Origin of the sequence: Acinetobacter sp. YH18001 (assembly GCF_013416975.1) — a bacterium.
Classification (GTDB): domain Bacteria; phylum Pseudomonadota; class Gammaproteobacteria; order Pseudomonadales; family Moraxellaceae; genus Acinetobacter; species Acinetobacter pseudolwoffii.
Window position 1 is genome coordinate 1 of sequence record NZ_VPEU01000029.1, and the last position, 24844, is coordinate 24844.

Consider the following 24844-nt stretch of genomic DNA (forward strand, 5'->3'; position numbering starts at 1 on the left):
ATGGAATTTCACCCAGAAGCGTTCATTATTGGCATTGATAAAGCTAAAGGTATGGCTGCCAAAACCATGCATGTGACGATAACCGTCTGGAACAGCGCAACGCTACTTTGATTCCATCAATAAATCATATATATCCATTTTTATGATTTAGATTGGATAAAATCTTATAAAGCTCACTATTTAAACAACTCCCTAAAAACCATACCCCTAATATAAATAAAATATTGTTTTAATTAATATTTTTATAAAACAACTTGGTTTTTTATTCAATTAAAGAGCTAAACAAGGCTTTGCTATCCAGTATATCGAATATAGTTTTATTGCTATGATATCGACAATCCCAGAATGCTCAAACTACTTCATGTGCTTATAAACTATCTATTTTTTCTCTCCAAAATAGATTATTTACAATCAGGTTTGTGGCATTTCTGACTTGATCGCGTTCACCAGAACGATTGCTGTAGGCTTGGATCTTTTAGTTTAAGGCCAGTACCAACAACGATCAGGACACATACTTAGATCGTATAAAAATCTTATTTAACACGATTTAAAAATGCTTATACTCTAGGCAAGATTAAAATTAGGAAAATTTCATGAAAAAATTACTTGGCGTTTTATTGAGTGCCTCTGTATTAACTTTGACTGGGTGTGGCAAACAAGAAGCGCCTGCCAATGATGCAGCACAAGCCAATGATGCGAATGGCCTTCAAACCGTAACCATGGCATCGACCGGTTCAGATGCAGATGTATGGCGCTATATCGCCACATTACCTGAAACCAAAGCAGCCGGCATTAAACTTGATGTGAAAAATTTCACTGACTATGTGTCAATGAACACAGCCGTTGCCAATAAAGAAATCGATGTCAATGCATTCCAGTCATATGCCTATATGGTTGCGTATAATGATGCCAATACAGCAAAAATTGCACCATTGTCTACCACCTATTTAGAACCAATGGGAATTTACTCAAGCAAAGTAAAATCTTTGAATGAGTTTAAAACAGGTGCAACCATTGCCATTCCAAACGACGGTGCAAATGAATCACGCGCGTTATTACTTTTACAATCGGCAGGTCTGGTCAAATTAAAAGCTGGCTTTGACAATGTAAAAGGCACAACAGCTGATGTGGCTGAAAATGCAAAACAAATCGTGATTAAGCCTATTCAAATGGCAACTGCAGTACGTGTAAAAGATGAAGTTGATGCAATTGTGCTAGGCAATACGCTGGCAATGGAAGGCGGTTTAAACGTATTAAAAGATGCGGTTTACTATGAGCCAATTGATCAAAGCACAAAAATGAATGTAAACGTATTAGCGGTTGCAGCAGATCGTCAAACGGATCCTGTACTGCAAAAAGTAGGTGCCTTGTATCATACGCCAGCAGTTCAAGCGTATGTCGATGAAAATTTTGGTGGCACTAAAGTTGCAGTAAACAAGCCGGTGACGTATTTAACTGAATCAAAATAGTACTATAATAGTCTTTTAGAACAGGCAAGGACGATTTCTTGCCTGTTTTTTTATCCGTGATGCAGTTTTTGACACTATGATTGAATTTAAAGATATTTCAAAACAGTATGAGCTTAAGGGTCAAACCTTGCATGCCTTGAATCAGATTAATCTATCGATTCCAACCGGCAGTATTTTTGGCATCATCGGTTATAGTGGTGCCGGTAAAAGTACCCTCATCCGTCTGATTAATTTACTTGAGCGTCCAAGCTCAGGTCAGATTATCATTAATGGAACAGATTTTACCGCACTCGATGCCAAAACATTGCGTCAAGAACGTGCCAATATCGGCATGATTTTCCAGCATTTTAATTTAATGCAAACCAAAACCGTGGCGGCCAATATCGAAATGCCTATGAAGCTTCTGGGCTGGAGCAAGGCTGAACGGGAAAAACGCCTCGAAGAATTATTAGATTTTATTGACCTGAAACATAAACGGCAGGCTTTTCCGGATGAATTGTCTGGTGGTCAAAAACAGCGCGTCGGGATTGCCCGTGCCCTTGCCAACCATCCCAAGATTTTACTTTGTGATGAAGCAACTTCGGCACTCGATCCACAAACCACCAAATCAGTTCTGCAATTACTCAAAAAAATCAATCAAGAGCAAGGTATTACCATTGTCATGGTCACTCATGAAATGGATGTAATTGAAACCGTCTGTGATTATGTCGCTGTGATGGAAAAAGGTGATGTGATTGAAACCGGCAGCACGCTACAGATCTTCAGTCAGCCGCAACACCCGACCACCAAAAATTTTATTCAAACCGTGCTTCAGCAACATTTGCCGGTCAATATTCTGAATAATCTGGAAAACCAGAATCATCACAGTATTTATTGTTTAAAATTCCTTGGTAGCTCGGCACAGGAAACGGTGATTCAGGCCGTGATTAAACAGTTTGATATCAGTTTAAATATCCTGTTTGCCAACATGACCGAAATTAATGGTTCGGTGATTGGTCAGATGTTTATTCAGCTCCTGGGTGATTCCGCAGAGATTAGCGCTGCAGTGCAATATCTGAAAGATAACGGCGTACAGGTAGATCAAGCAGGAGTACAGGCATGAGAGATTTAATTGTACAGTGGCTGACGACAATTACTGCGCCGTTCTGGAAAAGCTCGCTGTCGATGGATCAATTTGTGACAGCGCTGCAAGAAACCTTTCATATGGTGTTCTTCGCAATGCTGTTTGGCTGTATCTGGGGTTTTATTCAGGCAATTACTTTAGTGGTGACGCGTCCTAACGGCATCTTGCAAAATCGTGTGATTTATCACGGTCTCAATCCGATTGTCAATGCGCTACGTTCACTACCATTTATTATTCTACTGATTGCCGTTATTCCGCTGACCAAGTTTTTGGTCGGCACTTCAATTGGTACTTGGGCCGCAATTGTACCACTGACTATTTATGTCGGCCCTTATATTGGTCGCTTGGTTGAAACCTCATTACTGGAAGTGAATGAAGGCATTATTGAATCTGCGCAAGCGATGGGTGCAACCCCAATGCAGATTATCTTCAAGTTTGTCTTACCTGAAGCACGTAGTTCACTGATTCTGAACCTGACCACTGCCACCATCAGCTTGATTGGTGCAACAGCAATGGCGGGTGCTGTCGGTGCCGGCGGTATCGGTGATCTGGCCATTTCTTACGGTTATCAGCGTTTCGATACCTCTGTGGTGATCATGACGGTGATTGTGTTATTGATTTTGGTACAGATTGTACAAAGTCTGGGGGACTGGTTGTCCCGACTTCGTTAATCTAGTTTTTATTGTTTTTAATACTTACGAACCCTTTCTCATTATTTCAAAGTAAAGTCCTGCAACTATTTGATACGTGCCATGGCGACAGGAAGTCGCCCGTTGATCTGTGGTACTGGGATGTACCATCAGATCAACTGGTGACATCCATGTCGCTAGTCAGAAATTCAATTTCGGTTAACAATCCCATCTCGTTATAGATATGGACAAAGCCCCAAATCAACATTTAATTAAAATCTAAAAGTTCAGCATTTCCCCTCATTTTCAAACTGAAACAATAAATCCCATGTTAAACTATTTAATAGTTTTAGCAGGGACTCATCTATGCACTTTGTTCATCTTGGTATTCATACAGAATTTTCGATTACTGAATCCATCGTACGGATACCTGACCTGGTCAAAGCTGCCGAAAAAGAACAGATGCCTGCCCTCGCGCTGACGGATCTGTCTAACCTGCATGCCGCAGTCAAGTTCTATGGCAAATGCTTAGGCAAAGGCATCAAGCCGATCCTCGGTTCTGAAATTCGCCTGAATGATGCCGAACATCGTATGACCTTATTGGCGATGACCAATAAAGGCTGGCGTAACCTGACTGAACTGGTGTCTGAAGGCTTTATCAGTGGTCAGCAATTAGACATTCCCTGCGTACAAAAACAATGGATTTTAAACCAGTCCGAGGACATGATTGCCCTGCTCGGCATGCATTCCGATGTCGGCAAGATGCTGATGAGTTCAAATCCGCAAAAAGCTGAACCCTTGCTGGAAGAATGGGTCAAAAAATTCGGCAATCGCGTTTATATCGCCCTGACCCGCACCAACCGTCCGGATGAAGATGACTTCATTCTGGAAGCAGTGAAACTGGCCAAAAAATATAATATCGGTGTAGTGGCACATAACGACGTGCACTTCATGACCCGCAATGATTATGAAGCCCACGAAGCCCGGGTGTGTATCGCCGATGGTTATGTACTGGGGGATAACCGCCGCCCTAAAACCTATTCACCTGAACAATATTTTAAATCTGCTGAGGAAATGGCAGAGCTGTTCTCGGATATTCCCTCTGCGATTGAGAACACTTACCACATTGCCAAACGCTGTAATGTCACATTGCGACTGGGTCAATACTTTCTGCCGGATTATCCGATTCCTGAAGGTCATACCATTGATACTTTCTTTGCACACTTGTCCAAAGAAGGTCTGGAAGAACGTCTGAATTTCCTGTATCCACCTGAACAGCGTGATGAACACTGGCCAGAAGTTCGCAAGCCTTATGATGAGCGAATCGAGTACGAGATTAATATCATTAACTCGATGGGGTTTCCGGGCTACTTTCTGATCGTGATGGACTTTATTCAGTGGTCGAAAAGTAACGGCGTTCCAGTAGGCCCGGGGCGTGGTTCAGGTGCAGGCTCACTGGTGGCTTATAGCTTAAAAATCACCGATCTTGATCCGCTACGTTATGAATTACTCTTCGAACGTTTCTTGAACCCGGAACGTGTGTCGATGCCCGATTTCGACGTCGATTTCTGTATCGCAGGTCGTGACCGCGTGATTGACTATGTGGCGCGTACTTATGGCCGTGATGCAGTTTCGCAAATTGCCACCTTCGGTACCATGGCGGCCAAAGGTGCGATTCGTGATGTGGCGCGTGTCTTGGGTAAATCTTATGGTCTGGCCGATCGTATCTCGAAAATGATCCCGACCAAGCCTTTGGGTTTAAGCTTGCTTGAGTCGCTAGAAGCCGAACCACAGCTTAAAGATATCGTCACCAATCCATCCAACCCAGATAATGATGATGCGGCTGAAATCTGGGAAATGGCACTAAAACTGGAAGGTATTACCCGAAATACCGGTAAACATGCCGGCGGTGTGGTCATCTCACCAACCAAAATTACCGATTTCTCTGCCGTCATGTGTGAGGCTGATGGTACTTCACGCGTGGCACAGTTCGATAAAGATGATGTTGAATCTGCTGGTCTGGTCAAGTTTGACTTCTTGGGTCTGCGTAACCTGACCGTAATTGAAGATGCAGTTAAAAATATTAATAAACGCATCAAATCTGACAAGCCTTTAGACATTGCCTATATCCCGCTTGAAGATAAAGACGCGTATCTGGTTTTTGCCAATGCCAACACCACCGCGGTATTCCAGTTTGAATCCGTGGGCATGAAGAAGATGCTGAAAGAGGCACGCCCAAGCAAATTTGAAGAAATTATTGCCTTCGTGTCGCTGTACCGTCCGGGCCCGATGGATCTGATTCCTGACTTTATCCACCGGATGCATGGAGGCGATTTTGAATATCTGCATCCCTTGCTTGAAGGCGTACTAGAACCCACCTACGGGATTATGGTCTATCAGGAACAGGTCATGCAGGCTGCACAGTACTGTGCCGGCTATACCCTCGGTGGCGCGGACTTGTTACGTCGTGCCATGGGTAAGAAAAAACCGGAAGAGATGGTCAAACAGCGCCAGATCTTTATTGAAGGTGCATCGAAAAAAGACATTGATGAAGCCACTGCCAACCATATTTTCGACTATATGGAAAAGTTTGCCGGCTATGGCTTTAACAAATCACATGCTGCGGCCTATGCTTTGGTTGCCTATCAGACTGCATGGCTAAAAGCGCATTATCCGGCGGAATTCCTGTCTGCGGTGTTGACCTCGGAGATGCAGAACACCGACAACGTGGTATTCCTGATTGATGACTGTCGCAAGAATCATCTGGAAGTTTTACCACCTTCCGTGAATATGTCGCTGTATCAGTTCCATGCCACGGATGAACAAACCATTGTCTATGGTCTGGGTGCGATTAAAGGTGTCGGTGAAGCTGCGATGCAATCAGTGATTGACGCGCGTACACAAGAAGGTCCTTTCCGTGACCTGTTTGATTTCTGTCATCGTATTGACCTGAAAAAAATCAATAAACGTACCCTGGAAGCATTGATTCGCTCCGGTGCGCTGGATTGTTTAGGCATTGATCGTGCCGACCTGATGGCACAACTGCCTGAAGCGGTGCAAGCTGCGGAACAGGCGCGCTCCAACCGTGAAACCGGCATCATGGATCTGTTTGGTGAAGTGGAAGAAGTTCAGCGCAAACCCTCTAAACCGGTCAAGCCATGGGCGGATGAAGTTCGCCTGAAAGGTGAAAAAGACACCCTCGGCCTGTACCTCACCGGCCACCCGATTGATGTCTATCGTAATGAACTGAAATCCTTTGTACCTAGTCAGATCAATGAGCTGACGCCGACCCGCCGTGGTGTCACCACCGTCTTTGCAGGACTGGTGGTGGATATTGCCAACTTCCCGAACCGGATGATGATGACCCTGGATGATGGTACGGCGCGTATTGAAATTTCAGCCAATCATGAACGTTTTAACCGCTTTAAAGAGATTATCCAGCTGGATAAAGTTGTGGTGATTGAAGGTGAAATTTATGAGCGTGAAGGCTTTGACCGCCCAATGGGACGTCTTACTAAAGCCTTTAGCCTGAATGAAATTCGCCAGAAGCGTGCCAACAGCATTAAAATCACCCTAACTGCCGAGCATTTCAGTAAAAGTCTGAGTCGTGACTTGCAGCAGATTTTGACACCATATACCAATATCGACATGTCAGCGCATATTCCGGTAATTCTGTATTTAGACTATCCTTATGCTACGACTGAACTTCATCTGGGTCTCAACTGGAAAGTGGCACCACTGGACGAACTATTGGCTAAATTGCGTGATTATTTTGGTAAAGAAGCATTGCATATTGAATATCAGGTCAAGTCCAAAGCCGCCAAAGCTGTTTCTTATGAACAGGCCAAACCGGTCAATGTTCCACCACCACCTGCTGGCATGAGCATGGACGATGCGCTGGAACTGTATCAGGCTGAATCCCAGCCACAATATTCATAAATCCTGATCTTTAAAAAACCTTTAAATTGGAATCCTCATGAGTCAAATTGACAATGCTGCTGTTTCAGCACATCTCTCCCATGTGCGTATTGTCATGGTCAATACCACTTTACCTGCCAACATCGGCAGTGCTTTACGCGCCATGAAAACCATGGGCCTGTCCAAGTTGGTTCTGGTGGCGCCAAAAACCTATCCGCATCCGGATATTGATGCACTGGCCGCAGGCGCAACTGACCTGATCGAGCAGATCGAGATTGTAGAAACGCTCGAAGATGCCATTAAAGACTGTCAGATTGTATTCGGTACCAGCGCACGTAGCCGTACCATTCCCTGGCCGCTGTTAGATGTGCGCCCTGCTGCGACAAAAGCCATGAGCGCCGTGGTACAAGAGCAGCAAGAAGTTGCAATTCTATTTGGCCGTGAAGACCGCGGTCTGACCAATGAAGAACTGGCAATGGCCAACTATCACCTGACCATTCCAGTCAATACCGATTACGGCGTACTGAATGTGGCTCAAGCCATTCAGGTGATCTGCTATGAAATGCGCATGGCAGCCATGAGCCAGATTGAACAACCACGTGATGCTAAAGCAACCATGCAAGTCATTGATGGCATTGAAATGGAATGGGATGAGCCTTTGGTGAATCATGCGCAGATGGAACAGTTCTATCCGCATTTGGAAAAAATGCTGGCCGAAATTGAATTTATGGACCCAAAAAATCCAAGATTATTGCCTTTACGCTTGCGTCGTCTCTTTGGACGTATACAATTAGATCGTATGGAATATCATTTACTTCGTGGTATTTTCAGCCGCGTTCAGGCCTTAAATAACGGCACGTGGAAAAAATCTTCACATACATCATCACAGGACGAGGATCAAATCTAATGCTAAAACAGCTCAAAGAAGATATACAAGCTGTCTTTGCGCGCGATCCTGCAGCACGCAATACCTTAGAAGTCTTAACCACTTACCCTGGCATCCATGCGCTGATCATGCATCGCATGGCACATGAGCTATGGAACAAAGACTGTAAGGGAACTGCACGTGCATTGTCTTCATTTAGCCGTTTTGCGACTGGTATTGAAATACATCCGGGCGCCAAGATAGGCCGTCGTTTCTTTATTGATCACGGTATGGGTGTCGTAATTGGGGAAACTGCAGAAATTGGCGATGATGTTACCCTCTATCATGGGGTGACTTTGGGTGGAACGACCTGGAATAAAGGCAAACGCCATCCAACTTTAGAAGATGGCGTGGTGGTTGGCGCTGGTGCCAAGATTTTAGGGCCATTTACTGTCGGTAAAAATGCCAAGGTCGGTTCTAATGCGGTCGTGACTAAAGCAGTTCCTGAAAACACGACGGCTGTGGGTAACCCTGCACGCTTTATTACCAAAAACAAACCGAAGGATGATGCAGAAACCCGTCGTCGTGATTATGCAGAAAGTATCGGCTTCCAGCCCTATGCTGCAACTGAAGACCAGTCTGATCCAATTCTGGAGGGTATGCGCATTCTGCTGGACCGTATTCAGCAAAATGAAAAACGCATGAACAACTTGTGCAACCGTCTTTCTTTGCTGGATCCGACCTTTAATAAACAGCAACAAGATGGGCAGCCTTTAAGCAAAAAAGAATTACAGATTCTGGAAGAAGCGCGCCGTGAATGTGAAGCTCAAACCAGTCAGTCTAAAGCCTGAATAGAGCGTTCAATTCTGTAACATGCATTTACTTGCATGATCGTTAGAGTTTTCATAGACTGACGGTCATGTGATTTTTGTACTAGCTGTTTTAAAAAATAACACGAATGGATGAATATTATGACCTTTAAGCCCTTGGCACTTGCTTGTTTAGCATTCACAATGACTGCATGTTCGACCGTCTCTCAGAAGTCTGCTGAGAAACCTGTGGATCAAGTGGTTTTTGTAGAACCTGAATTAAGTCCGCCATTTTATGCATTAAATCCATTCAATTATAATGAACCACCTCCGTTTGAGGTGCATTTGCAAAAAGCTGCGGCTCAACCCGTGACCAAAATGGTCGTGACTCATCCAAATGATCCATCCAAGCAATTGACCCTGGATGTCAATAAACTGATTATTCCCATTGTAGACAGCAATACACGTTCAATGCGTTATGCGGCTCTGGCAAATACCAATGAAATCGACATCACCGAGATTGATGATTTCCTGCAAATGGTGGAAGGTAAAGCACGTCATTATCCACCACGTTTTAGCGATCGTCAGGAACGTCGTGGCTTTGAAGCCAAACTGCGTGAAGTCACTCAACAGCTGGATACTTTAGCTGCACGTGAAAATGCCTCTTTCGATGTTCTGGTACGTGCATTTAAAGCCAGTGTCATGGCACGTAATCTGGATCTGGGTTCAGTCTATACCACCAAATCCCTAACCTATGCACAACGGATTCTTAAGATCAACCAAGATGATCCTGAAGTGAACTTCTGGTTCGGCTTTGGCCTGTCTGAAGGTGGCGGTCAACGTGAAGCGATTCCTTATCTGGACAAAGCCATGAAAGCTGGCGTTCAGGAAGCCTATCTTGCTGCAGCCAATAATTATATTGCGCTGGAACAGAAAAAAAATGCGGCTCAAACCTTGGCAAACTATAAAGTGAAATACCCGCAAGAAGCTGAAGTGGCAGACCGTCTCATTCAGGAAATTGAGAAACAAGGTCGCTGGAATGTTTGGCAAGTTCTGCAAACCGCAAATCAAGCTCCAGCTGCTGCAACGCCTAAAACGCCATAATCAAAATTTATCTTCTTTCTCTGATTACAAATAGACTGCTACGGCGGTCTATTTTTATGAGAAAAAATTAGTAAAATACAAACCATTATCCAAACTTACAACTTAAATTCAGTGAAAGGTTTTATGCACGAAAAAATAAATAAAAGATTAATACTGTGCACTTTAGTCATCACCAGCGTGCTGAGCGGCTGTCAGGTGGTCAGTGTTAAGGAACAGGCACTTAATGTCACACTCAGCAATGAGCGTGACAGTATTTTGACGCGCGACAAACTGAGCGAAGCCAGTCTAAATGTGTTGTCCATGACGGGGCGTGAAGCCCAGATCTGTATTGACCAGCCCGAAGAATGTGTAAAGGATCTTAAAAAGATTCCCCAGATTTTAGATGAACAATTACTTTCTACAGCAAGTGAGTTGTATCTCGCCAATTCTTTACAGAATGCCAAGTCAGCCGAGTGCAACACCAGTGTTTTGAGCAAGACCCAATCTCAGGAAAAGCAACAGCTGCAAAAACAGAATATCCAGAAATGTCTGGATCAGCAGCTCAGCATGCTGGATAAAAGCATTCGTTATAGTTATGCCTACCTGTTTAAAACCGAGCGTGCCCCGCAAGACCGTATTTTCGACAACCGTCAGGTTCAGATTCGTGATTTTTATAACCTGGCGATTGCTCATCTGATTCAACGCTATGCTGAACGTTATGAAACCAAGCGTTCCGGCCAACGGATTCAGGTGGGTAACAGTGTGTATAGCATTGATCTGGAAAATTTTCCGCAGCTGAAAAACCAGCCCATTGAGCAACTATTATCCACCTACAACATGAACTTCTCTGGGCTTCGTTCAATTACCCGTCGTGACGGTTTTGGTTCAGAGTTTTTAGTGGTTCTACCGGAGCAGCAACCATCCGAAAAAGATAAAAAATATATTACTGACCCACTCAATCACAAATATCCGAATGGTATCAATCCCAATATCCACGCAGCACGATATCTGGCCACCACGATCACCGCTGTACCTAAATCAGCCAATAGTACTGAACAGATTTTATCGACCTCCGAATTTCATCTGAAACTCTATGATCCCTATAAATATGAAAAAATTAAGGTCGCTTCTAAGGAATATGCTCTGGCAGCCAATTTTTCAGCACCTTATGGTTTATGGCTGGCCGAGAACAATCTGGGGCGTCTGGCCTATCTGACCCTGATTGATCGGGATGATAGTCTGAGCATGCCCCACCTGTATATGCTGGAACCTTATAATCCGAACAAGAAGATCCTGGTATTGGTCCATGGTCTGGCCAGCAGCCCCGAAGCCTGGATTCGTATGACCAACGATATTATGGGTGATCCGGTTCTAAGAGAAAACTTTCAGGTCTGGCAGGTGTTTTATTCCACCAACATGCCGATTCTGGAAAGCCGTTTTCAAATCAATGCACTGGTTCAGCAAGGATTTGCCCAGGTCGCGAACAATGCCGCAGCTAAAAAAGATGCCGTACTGGTCGGACATAGTATGGGCGGCGTGATTGCCCGTTTGATGGTCAGCAATGCCGATATCAGCCAAGATGCTTTTAAACTGGTACAAAATACCCGTATTGAACAGTTTAAGGATAAACCGCTGTTTCAAGCACGCCTGCAAATGCAGCCGATTCCAAATTTTAGTCGGGCGATTTTCTTGGCCACACCGCATCGTGGCACAGAATATGCCAATCGCTGGCATACCAAACTGGCGCGTAAAATTATTCGGGTTCCAGGTGCATTTTTAGGTGCCTTTGCTGATACTTTACAAGGCGAAATCGGATTAAAAGAATTTGTCAAAGAACTGGGACATGACCTGATTCAAAATGGCCCGAGTGATTTGAGTGAAAATTCGAAATTCAATGTGCTGACTAAAAACATTCAGCCCTATACCGGCTTCAAATTTCACTCCATCATCGGTAATACCGTAGATACTACAGAACCTCAACTGATGAGTGATGGGATTGTTTCCTACGAAAGTGCTTATTTGCAAGGTGCGGTATCCAGTAAAGTGATCAAGGGTGGCCATTCCATTCAGGAAACCCCTGAGGCTGTACTGGAATTGCGCCGGATTCTCAGATTACACCTGTCTGACCTTGGTCTTTATGATCCCGAATAAACAATTCCCTTAATTTAAATCAACCACTGCATGTTCACATCCAGTGGTTTGTTTTTTAAAATTGGAAATCATGCTGAATAAAAACTCAGACCGACAGATCTGTCGCATGACTTAAACATTCATCTGGATTTCATTTCTTTCTAAAAATTAAATTTGATAGACTTGTGTCAATCTTGATTTAAAGCACCCTAAGATAAGCGACTTCATTCACTATGCTCCTGAGCAGATCCTCGATAAAATATTTTTATAGATCTGTTTAGATGTGCTTTAATTTTTTGTGCATACGCTGCTTATCAGTATTTGCATTTCTCTCTTGTTGAAAGGATTTATTTTTAATGACCAGTTCGGAAATTATGGCTGATCTTTCTACCTTAACGCCCATGATGCAGCAATACATGTCGGTGAAAGTGCAGCATCCACACTCATTGATGTTTTATCGTATGGGTGATTTTTATGAACTGTTCTTTGAAGATGCACACAAGGCAGCCAAAATTTTAGGCATTACCCTGACCCATCGCGGTAAAGCCAATGGTCAGCCGATCCCGATGGCAGGTGTGCCTTACCATGCAGCCGAAGGCTATCTGGCCCGTCTGGTCAAAAAAGGCGAAACAGTGGTGATCTGTGAACAGATTGGTGAGGGCGAGAGCACAAGCACTCGCGGTAAGGCCCCCATGGAGCGCGGCGTGGTAAGGATTATCACCCCGGGCACCCTGACCGATGATGCCATGCTCGGTGCACATCAAAGCTCTAATCTGGTGGCTTTATGTATTCAGCAAAATCAGATCGGGATTGCACTGCTCGATCTCAGCGCCGGCCTGTTTAAAGTACAGCAGCAGGATTATGATCTCAACCAGCTCATGATTGAACTGGCGCGCCTAATGCCAAGCGAAATTTTGCTGGATGAAAATACCGCTGATCCGATGCTGACCGAGCAACTCAAGCAGCAACTTGATATTTCCGTGACGAAGCGTCCCAATGTGGACTTTAACCTGAACAATGCGCAAAAGACCTTGTGCGACCAGTTTGCCGTCAGCACACTTTCCGGTTTCGGGATTGATCATTTGCCGTTGGCAAAAGCTGCCGCTGCGGCACTGATTCACTATGCCAAAGAAACCCAGAAAACCGCTTTACCACATATTCGTTCGATTCAGCTAGAACAGAGTTCCGACTTTATCGCCCTAGATCCAGTGACACGTCGCAATCTGGAACTGATTGAGCCTTTATTTGAGCATGGTACTTCACTGTTCCAGTTAATTAATGATTGCCAGACGGCTATGGGTGGACGCTTGCTGAGTCGCACCCTGATGCAGCCTTTGCGTGACACTGCCTTGCTGGATGAACGTCTGGATGCCATCCAGGCCCTGCTAAAAGGTTTCCATGAAGCACCTGTACGTTTGGTACTTAAGGAAATTAGCGATATTGAACGTGTTCTGAGCCGAATTGCTTTGGGCAGTGCCCGACCGCGGGATCTGGTACAACTACGTCAGGCCTGTGCGCAAATTCCATTTTTACGCCATGCCCTACAGCCGATTGTCAGTCAACAACAGTCTGAGCTATTAATCCAGCTCAATGAAGAACTCGGAGATTTCCATGGCCTGCATCAACGCTTGATGTCTGCCATCGTAGAAAATCCGCCGGTATTGCTGCGTGATGGGAATGTGATTGCCGAAGGCTTTGATAGTGAACTGGATGAATTACGTCAGATTCGTGATCACGCCAGCCAGTTCCTGATTGATCTGGAAATTAAAGAACGTGAAGCCAGCGGAATTCCGGGACTGAAAATTGGTTATAACCGAGTGAGTGGTTATTATATTGAACTCTCACGTGCTCAGGCCGAACAGGCACCCGAGCACTATATCCGCCGTCAGACTCTGAAAAATACTGAACGCTATATCACACCTGAACTGAAAGCCTTTGAAGATAAGGTTTTATCCAGTGAATCCCGTGCTCTGGCGCGTGAAAAAATGCTGTTTGAAATGCTGCTGGATGAATTACGTCAGGATATCGGCAATTTACAAATGATGAGCAGTGCCATTGCCCAGATTGATCTGGTGGCAAACTTTGCCCATCAGGCACGTTTACGCAACTGGTCACGGCCAAAATTCAGCCCTGAAGTCGGTGTAAGTATCACTGCTGGCCGTCATCCGGTGGTGGAAGCTTTAAGCAAAACTGCTTTTACACCGAACGATACGCGACTGGACTTTTCCCATCGCATGGCGATTATTACCGGACCCAATATGGGCGGTAAATCGACCTTTATGCGCCAGACCGCATTGATCGTCTTGCTGGCGTATTGCGGGGCTTATGTTCCTGCACAAGCTGCGACTTTAGGGCCTATTGACCGGGTTTTCACCCGTATTGGTTCTGCCGATGATTTATCGACTGGCAAATCGACCTTTATGGTGGAAATGACCGAGACTTCGCAAATTCTGCATCATGCCACCAGTCAGTCGCTGGTACTAATGGATGAAGTCGGTCGTGGCACCAGTACCTATGATGGCCTGTCTCTGGCCTGGGCCTGTGTGCTGGATCTGAGCAAACGCATTCAATGCCTGTGTCTATTCGCAACCCATTATTTTGAGCTGACCGAACTCGATAAAGAAAGCGGCATTGATAACTACCATGTCACGGCTAAAGAACTGAATGGCAATCTGATTTTGTTACATAAGGTACAACATGGCCCTGCCAGCCAGAGTCATGGCTTACAGGTGGCGAAACTTGCCGGTATTCCGGCATCAGTCATTAAAGAAGCACAAAACCGCTTAAAGATTCTGGAAAAGCAACAACTGGTCAAACCAAAGAGTCTACAACATGATCTATTTGCACTGCCGGAAATTGTAGAGCCAGTGGAACGTATTATCGAAATTGAGAAAGAATCTCCAGCTCTCGAATTACTTGAGGACATCGATGTAGACAACCTGAGTCCACGCGAAGCCTTAGCACAATTATATGCACTAAAAGATTTACTCAAACAGCCGGGGTAATTCTCTGAGCCATAGACCTCATCCCCTATGGGGTCTATCACTGATTTATACTTGAATTTAGCCCTATTCCGGCTTTTTTCAAATTTAACAGCCCTATATATAACAAATATCAATAAAAGGAATTGTTAGTTCCCCCTGTTTTTGCCTAAAATACAGTATTCGTAAATAGAACCATATTTTTTAGGTAGCTGTCGCCATGACCTTCGTTGTCACTGAAAATTGTATTAAATGTAAATATCAAGACTGTGTTGAAGTTTGCCCTGTAGACTGTTTCTATGAAGGTCCTAACTTCCTGGTGATTAACCCGGATGAGTGCATCGATTGTGCCTTATGCGAACCTGAATGTCCGGCGAATGCAATTTTCTCTGAAGATGAATTACCAGAAGGCCAAGAAGTATTTATTGAATTGAATGCTGACCTGTCGCAAAAATGGCCAAATATCACACAAATTGGTGACCAGCCAGCAGATCGTGAAGAATGGAATGGTAAAGCTGACAAATTACAATATCTTGAAAAGTAATTAATTTCAGTTAAAAAAGATCAGCACATGCTGATCTTTTTTATACTCAATCCACACATTTTATTGCAATATTCTCCAAATTTCTCCGTATATTTAGTCTAAAATGGCGCTATTTATAAATATCTGATTTCTATAAATGAAGAATTTTGCAAAGGGATTATTGAGTCTGTGTGTAATCCCTCTCGTTTTTGTGGGTTGTACCACGACCACAAAACCACCGGGACAGACCGTGCCCGATGGAAAGCGGATTTATATTCCCCAAGAACGTGTTCAATACGACCGCAAAGTCCAACCCAAAACTGTACCTTATCTGTATACCCACTGGGTCTCTGCGCTGGATAATTTATCACGTGTACGTGAGTACGAAGTGTTTCTGGAACGCAATGGCGTAGGTAATATTATTCCCAGTTTTGAATTAATGCGCACCGCGCGAGACTGGGCCAAATGTGGTCGTTCACAGTACATGATTCCAAGCCGTGAATTATGGGCCAATCAGGTTCCAACCTTGCGTGTATTTAAATATTTAGTAGCCGCCAATGTCCTGACTGATTTTGAAGTCACTTCCGTCTATCGTGACCTGCCTTTAAACCAGTGTGCCGGTGGCGCCAATTCTTCACGCCATCTGTATAATTCTGCCATCGATTTTCGTATTGGCCCAGAATATCCACAAGCGCAAGACTATAGTTATATTGAAAATACCAAGTTCAAACTGTGCCAGTTCTGGGCGCAACATGGTCAAAGTCTGAATATGGGACTCGGCATGTATGCTTCTGGTCAGATCCACATCGATACCCAAGGTTACCGTACCTGGGGGCCAAGTCTGGGGCGAAACTCCTCAATGTGTAATTACTAAGTCATGACAACGGCTATACAAAGTTCATTTAGGACTTTATGTAGCCTAAAAAAACAGCAGCTATAGCACAATAAATTGCGCTATGCCGCGAAAAGTTTAAAATGCACCCATCGCAATTGATGGTGCTAAAACTATGCAACACATGTGGACAGACATTGACAACTACATTGAGTCACATTTAATTCCTGAAGATCCCATCCTGAATCAGACTCTGGAAAATACTGCTGCGCATGGTCTGCCAGATCATCTGGCTGTAGCAGCAAATCAAGGCATGTTGTTGCAGATGCTGATCCAGATGAATCAATGTAAACGTGTACTGGAACTCGGAACATTTGCCGCATACAGCACCATGTGGTTGGCACGTGCTTTGCCCGATGATGGCTATATCCTGACAATTGAAGGACGTGATACCCACGCGGCAATGGGTCAGGAAAATATTGACCGTGCCCAGCTCAAGCAAACTGTTGAACTGAAATGTGGTCGTGCAGCAGATGTACTCAAAGCTCTACCCGCAGAGACCGAGGCTTTTGATTTTATCTTCATTGATGCAGACAAACAGAGTTATCCGGAATATCTGGAACTCAGTTTAAATCTGTCGCATTCAGGTACACTTATTTTTCTGGACAATGTAATCCGTGCAGGCGAGATTATCAATCCGGACAATCACAAGCCAAGTATTGAAGGCATCCGTGCCATGTTTAAAGCGCTGCAAAATCATCCACGTATCTTGTCTTGTACCGCTTTACAGACTGTAGGCAGTAAAGGACATGATGGTTTTGCACTTGCGATTGTCAAATAAAATCAGAAGAACAAAAATTACCCAGCGCCATATTTATTATATATAACATTAACTTAAAAACATTAACCACAGAGTTATCCACAATATATGAGGATAACTCTGATCATTTTTAAATCAAGCTGTAACAATTTACGTTTAAATTTTAATTTTGTTTGCTTTTTAGGCAATCCTCACTTTGCGACCAGTAAAGGCACTTTGGAATTACGGAAAATTGTGGTGGCAATACTACCGAGGAAAAACTGATGGATTTTGCTGTGACTAAATGCACCCAGAACAATCAGTTGAATACCCATCTCCTGTTGATAGGTCAAAATATTCTCGGCGACATCGCCATAGCGATATTGCGGCACTACATCTAGACCCGCTTGAGTCAGATATTGCAGCGGCTCAGTTAAAATTTCGGCATGATCGCCAATATATAACAGGTGACATTGTAATAAACGCAGCAGATCACTTTCCGCAATCCGTCTCATCATTTTGATACAGGTTGGAGAATATTCATAGGCAAAAATAAATCGTGTTGGCGGTTTAAACTGCTCCCCAACGGTCATGACCGTACAATTGGCACCACGAATAAAATTCTCGACATTGGTGCCGATCGGTTTATTCTTTTCAGCTGAGCGCTCACCGAGCAATCCAATTAATGCGATATCATCCGGCTCAAGAATCTGGAAACTTTGCTCCAGAAAATCCCCTTTTTCCTGAATATGTGTGGTTTGAATACCGTGTTCTGCCAGAATCCGCTCGGAAATGTGTTGCAGCAGGTTATTGCTATAATCCAGCGCGATTTCACTTTGTTTCTGTTCAAGCTCAGCCAGCTCTTTGAGTAACATGGCATTGCTTTCAAAGCCAATAACCCCGCTGATTTCCCCCAGATGATAACTGGCCGGGTAATAATCCAAAACCTGTAACAGGACCAGTTCACGGCCAGTCTGTTTGGCAATCCATGCCGCCGCGTCTGCCAGCGCGTTTATACATGGTGATGAGTCGATGCAGGCGATGACACGTTTCATGTTTAGCCTCTCTATTTATGATAAAAATTTCTTTGTTATTTTTAACTTAGCATAAGCTTTATAAAATGTGCAGCAAAATCTGTAAGGCTTGAATTGAAATATGTTAACTTTTATGTGATTGACCGATAATTAGAAGAATAATTCAGCCATTAGGCCAAACACTTAAATTCAGATCATTAAAATGCTTTTAAAATCATTTTCTAATTCATATCAGCGAAATTCCCTCTTGCTGTTAGGAAGTCAGCAATACTGTTGCACAAGGAAGAGGTCTTTATAAAATCCGCTCATGCCCTTGCGACGCACTGCTTCTCATCCCAAAGAGAGAAAGGGCTTTTAATATCTCGTGGACTTAAATATCAATAGAACCATCATTTTTTGATTGATGAAAGAGATCTACTGAGTGTAAAGCTTTATTTGCGGTATCGAATAAAGCTTGCAGGATTCCCAGCAACGATAGCCCGTGCTTCGACATCTTTGGTGACCATACTGTCCATTCCGACAATGGCCTGATCTGCGATTTTAATTCCATCCTTGATACCGACATGCGCACCCAGCCATACATCCCGACCGATCTCGATGCCTTGCGATCGTACTGGCTGCTGATAAATCGGCTGCTCCAGATCCATGCCATGATCAAAGGCATAAAGATGACAATAAGCGGCGATACGCACCTGATCATGCAGTTTAATCCCTACTCGACCGCCATCCAGAATACAGTGATGATTAATCGCCACTTCATTCCCAATGTCCAGTGGGCCATGCAAGGTGCAATCTGCGGCAATAAAGGTATTATCACCAATAATGATTTTGCGTCCCGGTTCCGCGAAAATATGTGCCAGTGGTGAAATAAAACAGTTTTCACCAATCTCGATGGTTTCCATTTCCATCAAGTAAGCCTGATATTCTTTTTGCCAAGCTTCTGCCCAGCCACGGTTTTTCGGCTTTAAGGACCAGTATAGCCAAGGCATATAGTTCAGGCGATGTTTATGCTGCTCACGATATTTCAGTAATGGATCTGCTTCAGTCATCTGTCGCTTCTTCTATGATTTTGAGCTGTTCACGGCCACGAGTCACATCCTGAATTTTTAAAGCAAAAGCTTCAATCTGATGCTTCTGCAACTGTGCCTGAACCTGAACGCCTTCGGCACTATAGTCTTCCTGATAATCGATTTGCTGCTGATTCAGTTCATACTGAAAAATGGCCCATTCATTAAACTGACAGAAAAATTGCACTTTTTTCTTTTCAATCAGTTCAATTTTGTCTGCCAGCAGCAAGCATTGTCCAGCGCAGCCACCATAGGCACGAACCAAACCTCCGGTGCCGAGTTTAATCCCGCCATACCAGCGATTGACCAGCACCAGTACATTGCTCAGTTCATTACCTTCAATGGTGGCGAGAATCGGGCGCCCCGCAGTGCCTGAAGGTTCACCATCATCATTAAAGCGCACCTGATGGCCAATTTTCCAGGCCCAGCATTGATGCGTGGTACTTGGATCACGATAAACGTCCAGAAAATCTTTGACCTGCTGTTCATTTTCTACAGGGGTCGCAAATGCCTGAAATCGGCTTTTTTTGATGTCTTCCTCAAAACTGACCAGGCTGGCAAGCGTATATGGCATAACTTCAGGCTTTAAAATCGAACCCTGGCAGTATACCTGCTTTACTTCAACAAATAAAAAGCCTCTCCATGGAGAGGCCCGATTTGACTCGATTGTTTGACTCAATGGCCTGAAAAGATTAGCGTTCCCGCAAGGCTTCTTTGGCCTTGTTGAATGGCTTGATCAGATAATCCATGACAGTTTTTGAACCGGTGCGAATGTCTACCGTGGCCACCATACCTGGGGTGATATTAAACTCCTGACCCGCATTATTATTCAGTTTGTCACTGTCCGTGCGAATATAGACCCGGTAATAGAACTGATCCTGCTTGACTTCATCACGGATGGTGTCTGGTGAAATCATCGCAACTTTACCATTCAACCCACCATAGATTGAATAATCATATGCTGTAATTTTAACCAGTGCCTCCTGATCTGGACGAATAAAGGCAATATCACGTGGTGAAATCCGCGCTTCAACCAGTAGTTTTTCGTCGAGTGGCACGATGGTCATCAACTTGCCATTTTGTGGAATCACGCCGCCCAAGGTCATCACATCAATTTCTTTTACGATACCGCGTACCGGTGATTTAAAAATAGTCCGGCTCAAGGTATCTGACTTGCCGCGTACCACCTGCTGCTGAGTTTCCACATCGGTATTGGCTTTGGACAGCTCTTCCCGCGCGCTCACATAATATTGATTACGAATATCATTCATTTGATTACGCAGGTCGTTGGCTTCACGTTTTAAGCGCAGTACTTCAACCTCACTGGCTGCCCCTTTAGCCACCAGTGGTGCTGTCATTTCCAGCTCTTGCTGTACCAGTACCAAGGCCTGTTCTAGACCGGCCACGGATTCCTCCAGATTGGCACGACGTGACTGATACAGTGCCGTTTCTTCTTTCACCAGTTTTGGATATTTCAAGACTTCTTCGGGAAATACCAATGGCGTACCGCTCACTTCCGCGCGTAAGCGAGCTGAGGTCGCACGTGATGAAATCAGTAAGGATTCAGATTCACCGACATTGGATTCAAAACGGGTCGGGTCAAGCTGAGCCAACACTTGGCCGCGCTCTACAATTTCACCTTCTCTAACATTGAGTGTGGTCAAAATACCGCCTTCTAAAGACTGAACCACCTGCTCTTTAGAAGATGGAATCACTTTACCCGTACCGGTAGAGACTTCTTCCAAGCTAAATAACCAGGCCCAGATCAGCAATACCAATAAACCAATGCCGACAATCCAGATAATGACACTCGATTTAGGTAAAGGTGGTTCCTGAAAGCTGACTTTGCTTGAACGTTTTAGTTCTTTGAGTTCACTCATGCACTTGCTCCAACAACCCGCTTATTGCCACTCTGTGACTGATTCAGGATCTGATCTCGTGGACCATCCATGACAATTTTCCCATCATTCACCACAATAATACGATCCACCAGCTCCAGTACCGCACGGCGATGCGTCGCAACCACCATGGTACGATGGCTCAAATAACTTTTAAGATGATCAATCAACTGCTTTTCTGACACATCATCAATCGCAGCAGTAGGTTCATCTAGCAGTAGAATTTTCGGTTGACGGATCAATAACCGTGTTAATAACAGCGCCTGACGCTGACCGCCAGAAAAGCCAACACCACCTTCCAGAATGATATGATCCAGACCTTCTTTTTTCTCCTGCACAAAAGCGAATGCACCCGTGATTTGCAGCGCTTCCAGAATTTGCTGATCGGTGGCCAAGGGCGCACCCAAGCTGAGATTTTCACGAATCGAACCATAAAATAGCTGCGAATTCTGGTTCAGCAAGCCCATATCACGACGTACATCTGAAGGATCAATCAGGGTCAGGTCAATACCATCCAGTTTGACCTTGCCCTGTAACGGCGTCTGCATACCAGACAAGAGCTGCAACAAGGTTGATTTCCCGGCACCGTTACGGCCCAGAATCGCAATCTTTTCACCCGGTTTGATCTCAAGCTTTGGAATCATCAGGCTTGGTTTTGGATCATCTTCGCCATATTTGAATACCACACCACTGAGTTCATAATGGCCATCCAGAGCTGGGCGATGAATCAGATGAGAATAATCCGGCTGATCGACCGATTTTTTCATCAACTCATCCAGACCGGCTTTGGCCACTTTGGCCTGTTGCAGACGACCCAACACGCCAGTAATTTGTGAAATGGGTGCCAGCATTCGTGAAGACAGAATCGAACAGGCCACCAATGCACCTGTGGTCATCTCGCCGTCCATCACCGCAAAAGCACCGACCAATACCACAATGGCAAAGGTCAAGCCTTGGATTTTTTGCGTCCAGGCCGTCATCAAACCCACAATCTTACGTTGCTGCATGCTGACATCGGCTGAAACTTCATTCATATGGTTCCACTGATTCTGGAAGCGTGTTTCAGCTCTGAGCAGCTTGATGTCTTCAATCCCTTGCACGGCTTCTACCAGCAAAGCATTGCGGATGGCAGATTCACGCATGCCCAGCTGAGCCAGTTCTGCCAGTTTTTTCTGCGCCAGAATGCCAGGCAGGATCATCAGTGGCACCACCAGCAGCATCACCCAGAACAGGTTGCCGCCAATCACCCAGAAAATCCCTAAGAACAGGAAGAAAAATGGCAGGTCGGCAATCGCAGTCACTGTGGTTGAAGTGACCAGTTCGCGTACCCCTTCCAGTTCCCGAATCTGCGAGATAAAGGTACCAGTCGATTTGGAACGTTCACTATTTTTGATGCGCAAAGAATGGCCAAATACCCGATCCGAAATTTTCAGATCAGCACGTTTACCAATAATGTCTGATAGATAGATTCGGGAGACGCGTAAAACAAACTCGAAAATTGCCGCAATCAGCACACCGCCAGCCAAAACCCATAAGGTAGGAATCGATTGTGATGGAATCACGCGGTCATACACGTTCATCGAGAAAACAATCGTGGCCAGTGCCAGAATATTCGCGATTAAAGAGGCGAACATGACATCGATATAACGTTTCCAGTCATTCAAGACAATTGACCAGAACCAGTTTTTCTCGAACGGCTTGATATATTCATCCACCCGCGCATCCGGCACAGAAGATTCGGGACGCAGAACATACAGATGCTTTACGCCCGTCTCTAACTGTTCAACCGTGAAACTTTGAGACAAGCCTTCATCGCCACTGAGCTGTATACTGACGTTAGCTTGGGTGTCGATGCGTTCAATCACACCCACATCCCCACTCTCAAACTCCACCAGCAAAGGCAAACGCCACGGATTCAGCAAGCTGCTGTCAAATTTATTTTTACGGACATTTAAACCAATCTGCCGGCTGACAATTTTGAGCATCTCGTCGATGTCATGATGCTGGTTCCAGTCCAGTTGCAGACGAATCCGCTCCTCAGAAGGTTCAATCCGGTAATGTCTGGCAATATTCAAAACCGCTTTAAGCCACGGTTGATAATTTATTGTAGTACTCATGGCTGAACTTCAAACCCCTGAATAGAAATACGGTTAAGCGCGTAAATATCCCGTGTACGGCCGGTAACCTGAATATATTGCACAATCGCCGAATAGATGTCATAGCGCGCAGATTCAATTTCCTGTGCTGCACTATGAATCGCCTGTTCTGCGTTGAGCAAATCCACCACGGTTCGGGTACCCAATTTATATTGTTCTTGATACAGCTCTTTGGTTCGTACCGTGGTTGCACGACGTTGGGATAAAACTCCCATTTGTTTTTGCTTATTCTCAATCTGCTCACGAATCAAGCGAACCTGATCCAGTACATCCAGATAAACCGTATTGACCTGTGCACGTGCAGCTTCTTCGGCATAACTGGCAGAACGTGCCTGAGAGCGTGCTGCGCCACCCTGATAAAAATTACTGCTGGCTTCAATCATGATTGAATTATAAAAGCCGTCATCTTCATTATTATTCGGATTCCGCCCATTAACAGCCTGACTTAAACTGCCTTTCAGATGAATGCTTGGATAACGACTTAAACGTGCCTGATCTTTTTGAAAGCGTGCAACCTCTACACCCGATTGTGCCAGAATCATATTGGGAATCTGGGTAAATTCCGGATCCTGATACAGATCGGCCTGCGCCACAATACGTTCTGGAATCTCCCATTCCACCGCAGACACATCAAACCCCAGCAAAGTGCGTAAACGTTGCTGATATTGTCTGAGCTGGGTCTGCTGCACCAGCAGGTTCGATTGTGCCGCTTCCAGATTGGACTGAGCCTGAATTGGATCGGCCTGACTGCTGATACCGGCACGGGCACGCAAATTGGCAATTTCTGCAATCCGTCCAATGCCCTGAATCTGTTGCTGGGCAATTTTGGTAATTTCCTGATAACGCTTGATATTAACAATCGCATCTGCCACTTCAAAAGCCACCTGATCCAGACTGACCAGCACCCTTGCCTGCTCTTCTGCCAATCTGGCTTCCTCGATACTGACATTGGTTTTGATCTTGCCAAAGTCATACAGCATCTGTGTTGCATTTAAGGAAACCACTTGACGTCCACGCTCACCCGAGGTCAGATCACCGGTCCCCAATCCGCCCGATAACTGCGGATAATAGGCTGCTTTTGCCACATCAATATTGGCCGCCTGTGCAGACAGGGTAGAAATACTCTGGCTAATTTCAGGACGTCGCTGAACTGCGGTATGGATCGCTTCCACCACATTCATCTTTTGTGGAATAGGAGCCACGATAGAGCCGGTAGCAGACTGTCCCTGTTGTGGCTGGGTAATCTGTGGCAGTTCAGCTACCTGAGAAGTATCTAATGAGTAGCGACTGAGTGACGTAATATTAACTGAATGCGCTGACCCTGTTGGCTCTGGTGCAATCAGTTTACTTAAACCGTTTTTAATATTTGCAAAATGGTTTTGCGAAGTTTCTGCATGTGCCAAGGAAATAGATAAAGGCAAAAGAAGACTCATGAAGATCCCCCTTTTTTTATCGGTTTTCCCCTGAACATTTTTTATGTGCTGTACCCTAAATCGCATAATAATTAATGTTTCGTGTTTTAGCCTAA

Annotated in this window: 18 protein-coding genes and 1 pseudogene; 12 read left to right on the forward strand and 7 right to left on the reverse strand. The window is 44.7% G+C overall.

Translation table 11 applies throughout. The features are described from left to right. A pseudogene (locus FTV48_RS09980) lies at positions 1–93 on the reverse strand (catalase); the annotation flags it as partial. A 500-nt stretch (positions 94–593) separates the two neighbouring features. On the opposite strand from FTV48_RS09980, the gene FTV48_RS09985 reads away from it, so the two are divergent. The 12 genes from FTV48_RS09985 to FTV48_RS10040 all read left to right on the forward strand — a co-directional run bounded on the left by FTV48_RS09985 (position 594) and on the right by FTV48_RS10040 (position 17203). Then, positions 594–1469, forward strand: a complete 876-nt coding sequence (locus FTV48_RS09985) for a MetQ/NlpA family ABC transporter substrate-binding protein (protein ID WP_005096689.1) — start codon at positions 594–596, stop codon at positions 1467–1469. 76 nt (positions 1470–1545) lie between these two features. After that, positions 1546–2571 carry a methionine ABC transporter ATP-binding protein gene (locus tag FTV48_RS09990; RefSeq protein WP_005171261.1) on the forward strand — a complete coding sequence of 342 codons (1026 nt, stop codon included), beginning with the start codon at positions 1546–1548 and terminating at the stop codon, positions 2569–2571. Beyond that, on the forward strand, positions 2568–3263 hold the full coding sequence (locus FTV48_RS09995) for a methionine ABC transporter permease (RefSeq protein WP_005096687.1): 696 nt from the start codon (positions 2568–2570) through the stop codon (positions 3261–3263). The genes FTV48_RS09990 and FTV48_RS09995 overlap by 4 nt, the downstream gene beginning before the upstream one ends. A gap of 324 nt (positions 3264–3587) precedes the next feature. Continuing rightward, positions 3588–7160, forward strand: coding sequence for a DNA polymerase III subunit alpha (gene dnaE, locus FTV48_RS10000; protein ID WP_180000187.1), 3573 nt, complete (start codon positions 3588–3590; stop codon positions 7158–7160). A 37-nt stretch (positions 7161–7197) separates the two neighbouring features. Then, positions 7198–8046, forward strand: a complete 849-nt coding sequence (locus FTV48_RS10005; protein WP_005096685.1) for an RNA methyltransferase — start codon at positions 7198–7200, stop codon at positions 8044–8046. After that, entirely contained in the window at positions 8046–8855 is an 810-nt protein-coding gene (gene cysE / locus FTV48_RS10010; RefSeq protein WP_005096684.1) for a serine O-acetyltransferase, read from the forward strand. Before FTV48_RS10005 ends, cysE begins: the two co-directional genes overlap by 1 nt. 120 nt (positions 8856–8975) lie before the next feature. After that, positions 8976–9917, forward strand: coding sequence for an ABUW_2363 family tetratricopeptide repeat lipoprotein (locus tag FTV48_RS10015; RefSeq protein WP_005171266.1), 942 nt, complete (start codon positions 8976–8978; stop codon positions 9915–9917). Positions 9918–10040: 123 nt separating this feature from the next. After that, positions 10041–12047, forward strand: a complete 2007-nt coding sequence (locus FTV48_RS10020) for a triacylglycerol lipase (RefSeq protein ID WP_100328711.1) — start codon at positions 10041–10043, stop codon at positions 12045–12047. A gap of 335 nt (positions 12048–12382) precedes the next feature. Then, entirely contained in the window at positions 12383–15031 is a 2649-nt protein-coding gene (mutS, locus tag FTV48_RS10025) for a DNA mismatch repair protein MutS (protein WP_180000189.1), read from the forward strand. 196 nt (positions 15032–15227) lie between these two features. Then, positions 15228–15551, forward strand: coding sequence for a ferredoxin FdxA (fdxA, locus tag FTV48_RS10030; protein ID WP_004279936.1), 324 nt, complete (start codon positions 15228–15230; stop codon positions 15549–15551). Between the two features lie 136 nt (positions 15552–15687). Continuing rightward, entirely contained in the window at positions 15688–16404 is a 717-nt protein-coding gene (locus FTV48_RS10035) for a D-Ala-D-Ala carboxypeptidase family metallohydrolase (protein ID WP_074382876.1), read from the forward strand. A 133-nt stretch (positions 16405–16537) separates the two neighbouring features. After that, the gene (locus FTV48_RS10040; protein WP_005096677.1) at positions 16538–17203 is read left to right on the forward strand and encodes an O-methyltransferase; all 666 of its coding nucleotides are present in this window, start codon (positions 16538–16540) and stop codon (positions 17201–17203) included. A 170-nt stretch (positions 17204–17373) separates the two neighbouring features. Here FTV48_RS10040 and FTV48_RS10045 read toward each other — a convergent pair whose 3' ends face one another. The 6 genes from FTV48_RS10045 to FTV48_RS10070 form a co-directional block, all read right to left on the reverse strand. Next, the gene (locus FTV48_RS10045) at positions 17374–18216 is read right to left on the reverse strand and encodes a universal stress protein (protein ID WP_005171275.1); all 843 of its coding nucleotides are present in this window, start codon (positions 18214–18216) and stop codon (positions 17374–17376) included. Positions 18217–18626: 410 nt separating this feature from the next. Further along, positions 18627–19244, reverse strand: coding sequence for an acyltransferase (locus tag FTV48_RS10050; protein ID WP_180000191.1), 618 nt, complete (start codon positions 19242–19244; stop codon positions 18627–18629). After that, positions 19237–19836 (reverse strand): YigZ family protein, encoded by a 600-nt coding sequence (locus FTV48_RS10055; RefSeq protein ID WP_005171279.1) that lies wholly within the window; start codon positions 19834–19836, stop codon positions 19237–19239. The genes FTV48_RS10050 and FTV48_RS10055 overlap by 8 nt, the downstream gene beginning before the upstream one ends. Positions 19837–19954: 118 nt before the next feature. Continuing rightward, a complete protein-coding gene (locus tag FTV48_RS10060) occupies positions 19955–21142 on the reverse strand; it encodes an HlyD family efflux transporter periplasmic adaptor subunit (RefSeq protein ID WP_100534979.1) in 1188 nt (395 codons plus the stop codon). Then, the gene (locus FTV48_RS10065) at positions 21139–23277 is read right to left on the reverse strand and encodes a type I secretion system permease/ATPase (protein ID WP_180000193.1); all 2139 of its coding nucleotides are present in this window, start codon (positions 23275–23277) and stop codon (positions 21139–21141) included. The genes FTV48_RS10060 and FTV48_RS10065 overlap by 4 nt, the downstream gene beginning before the upstream one ends. Further along, positions 23274–24749, reverse strand: a complete 1476-nt coding sequence (locus tag FTV48_RS10070) for a TolC family outer membrane protein (RefSeq protein WP_373683530.1) — start codon at positions 24747–24749, stop codon at positions 23274–23276. Before FTV48_RS10070 ends, FTV48_RS10065 begins: the two co-directional genes overlap by 4 nt. Positions 24750–24844 lie beyond the last annotated feature (95 nt).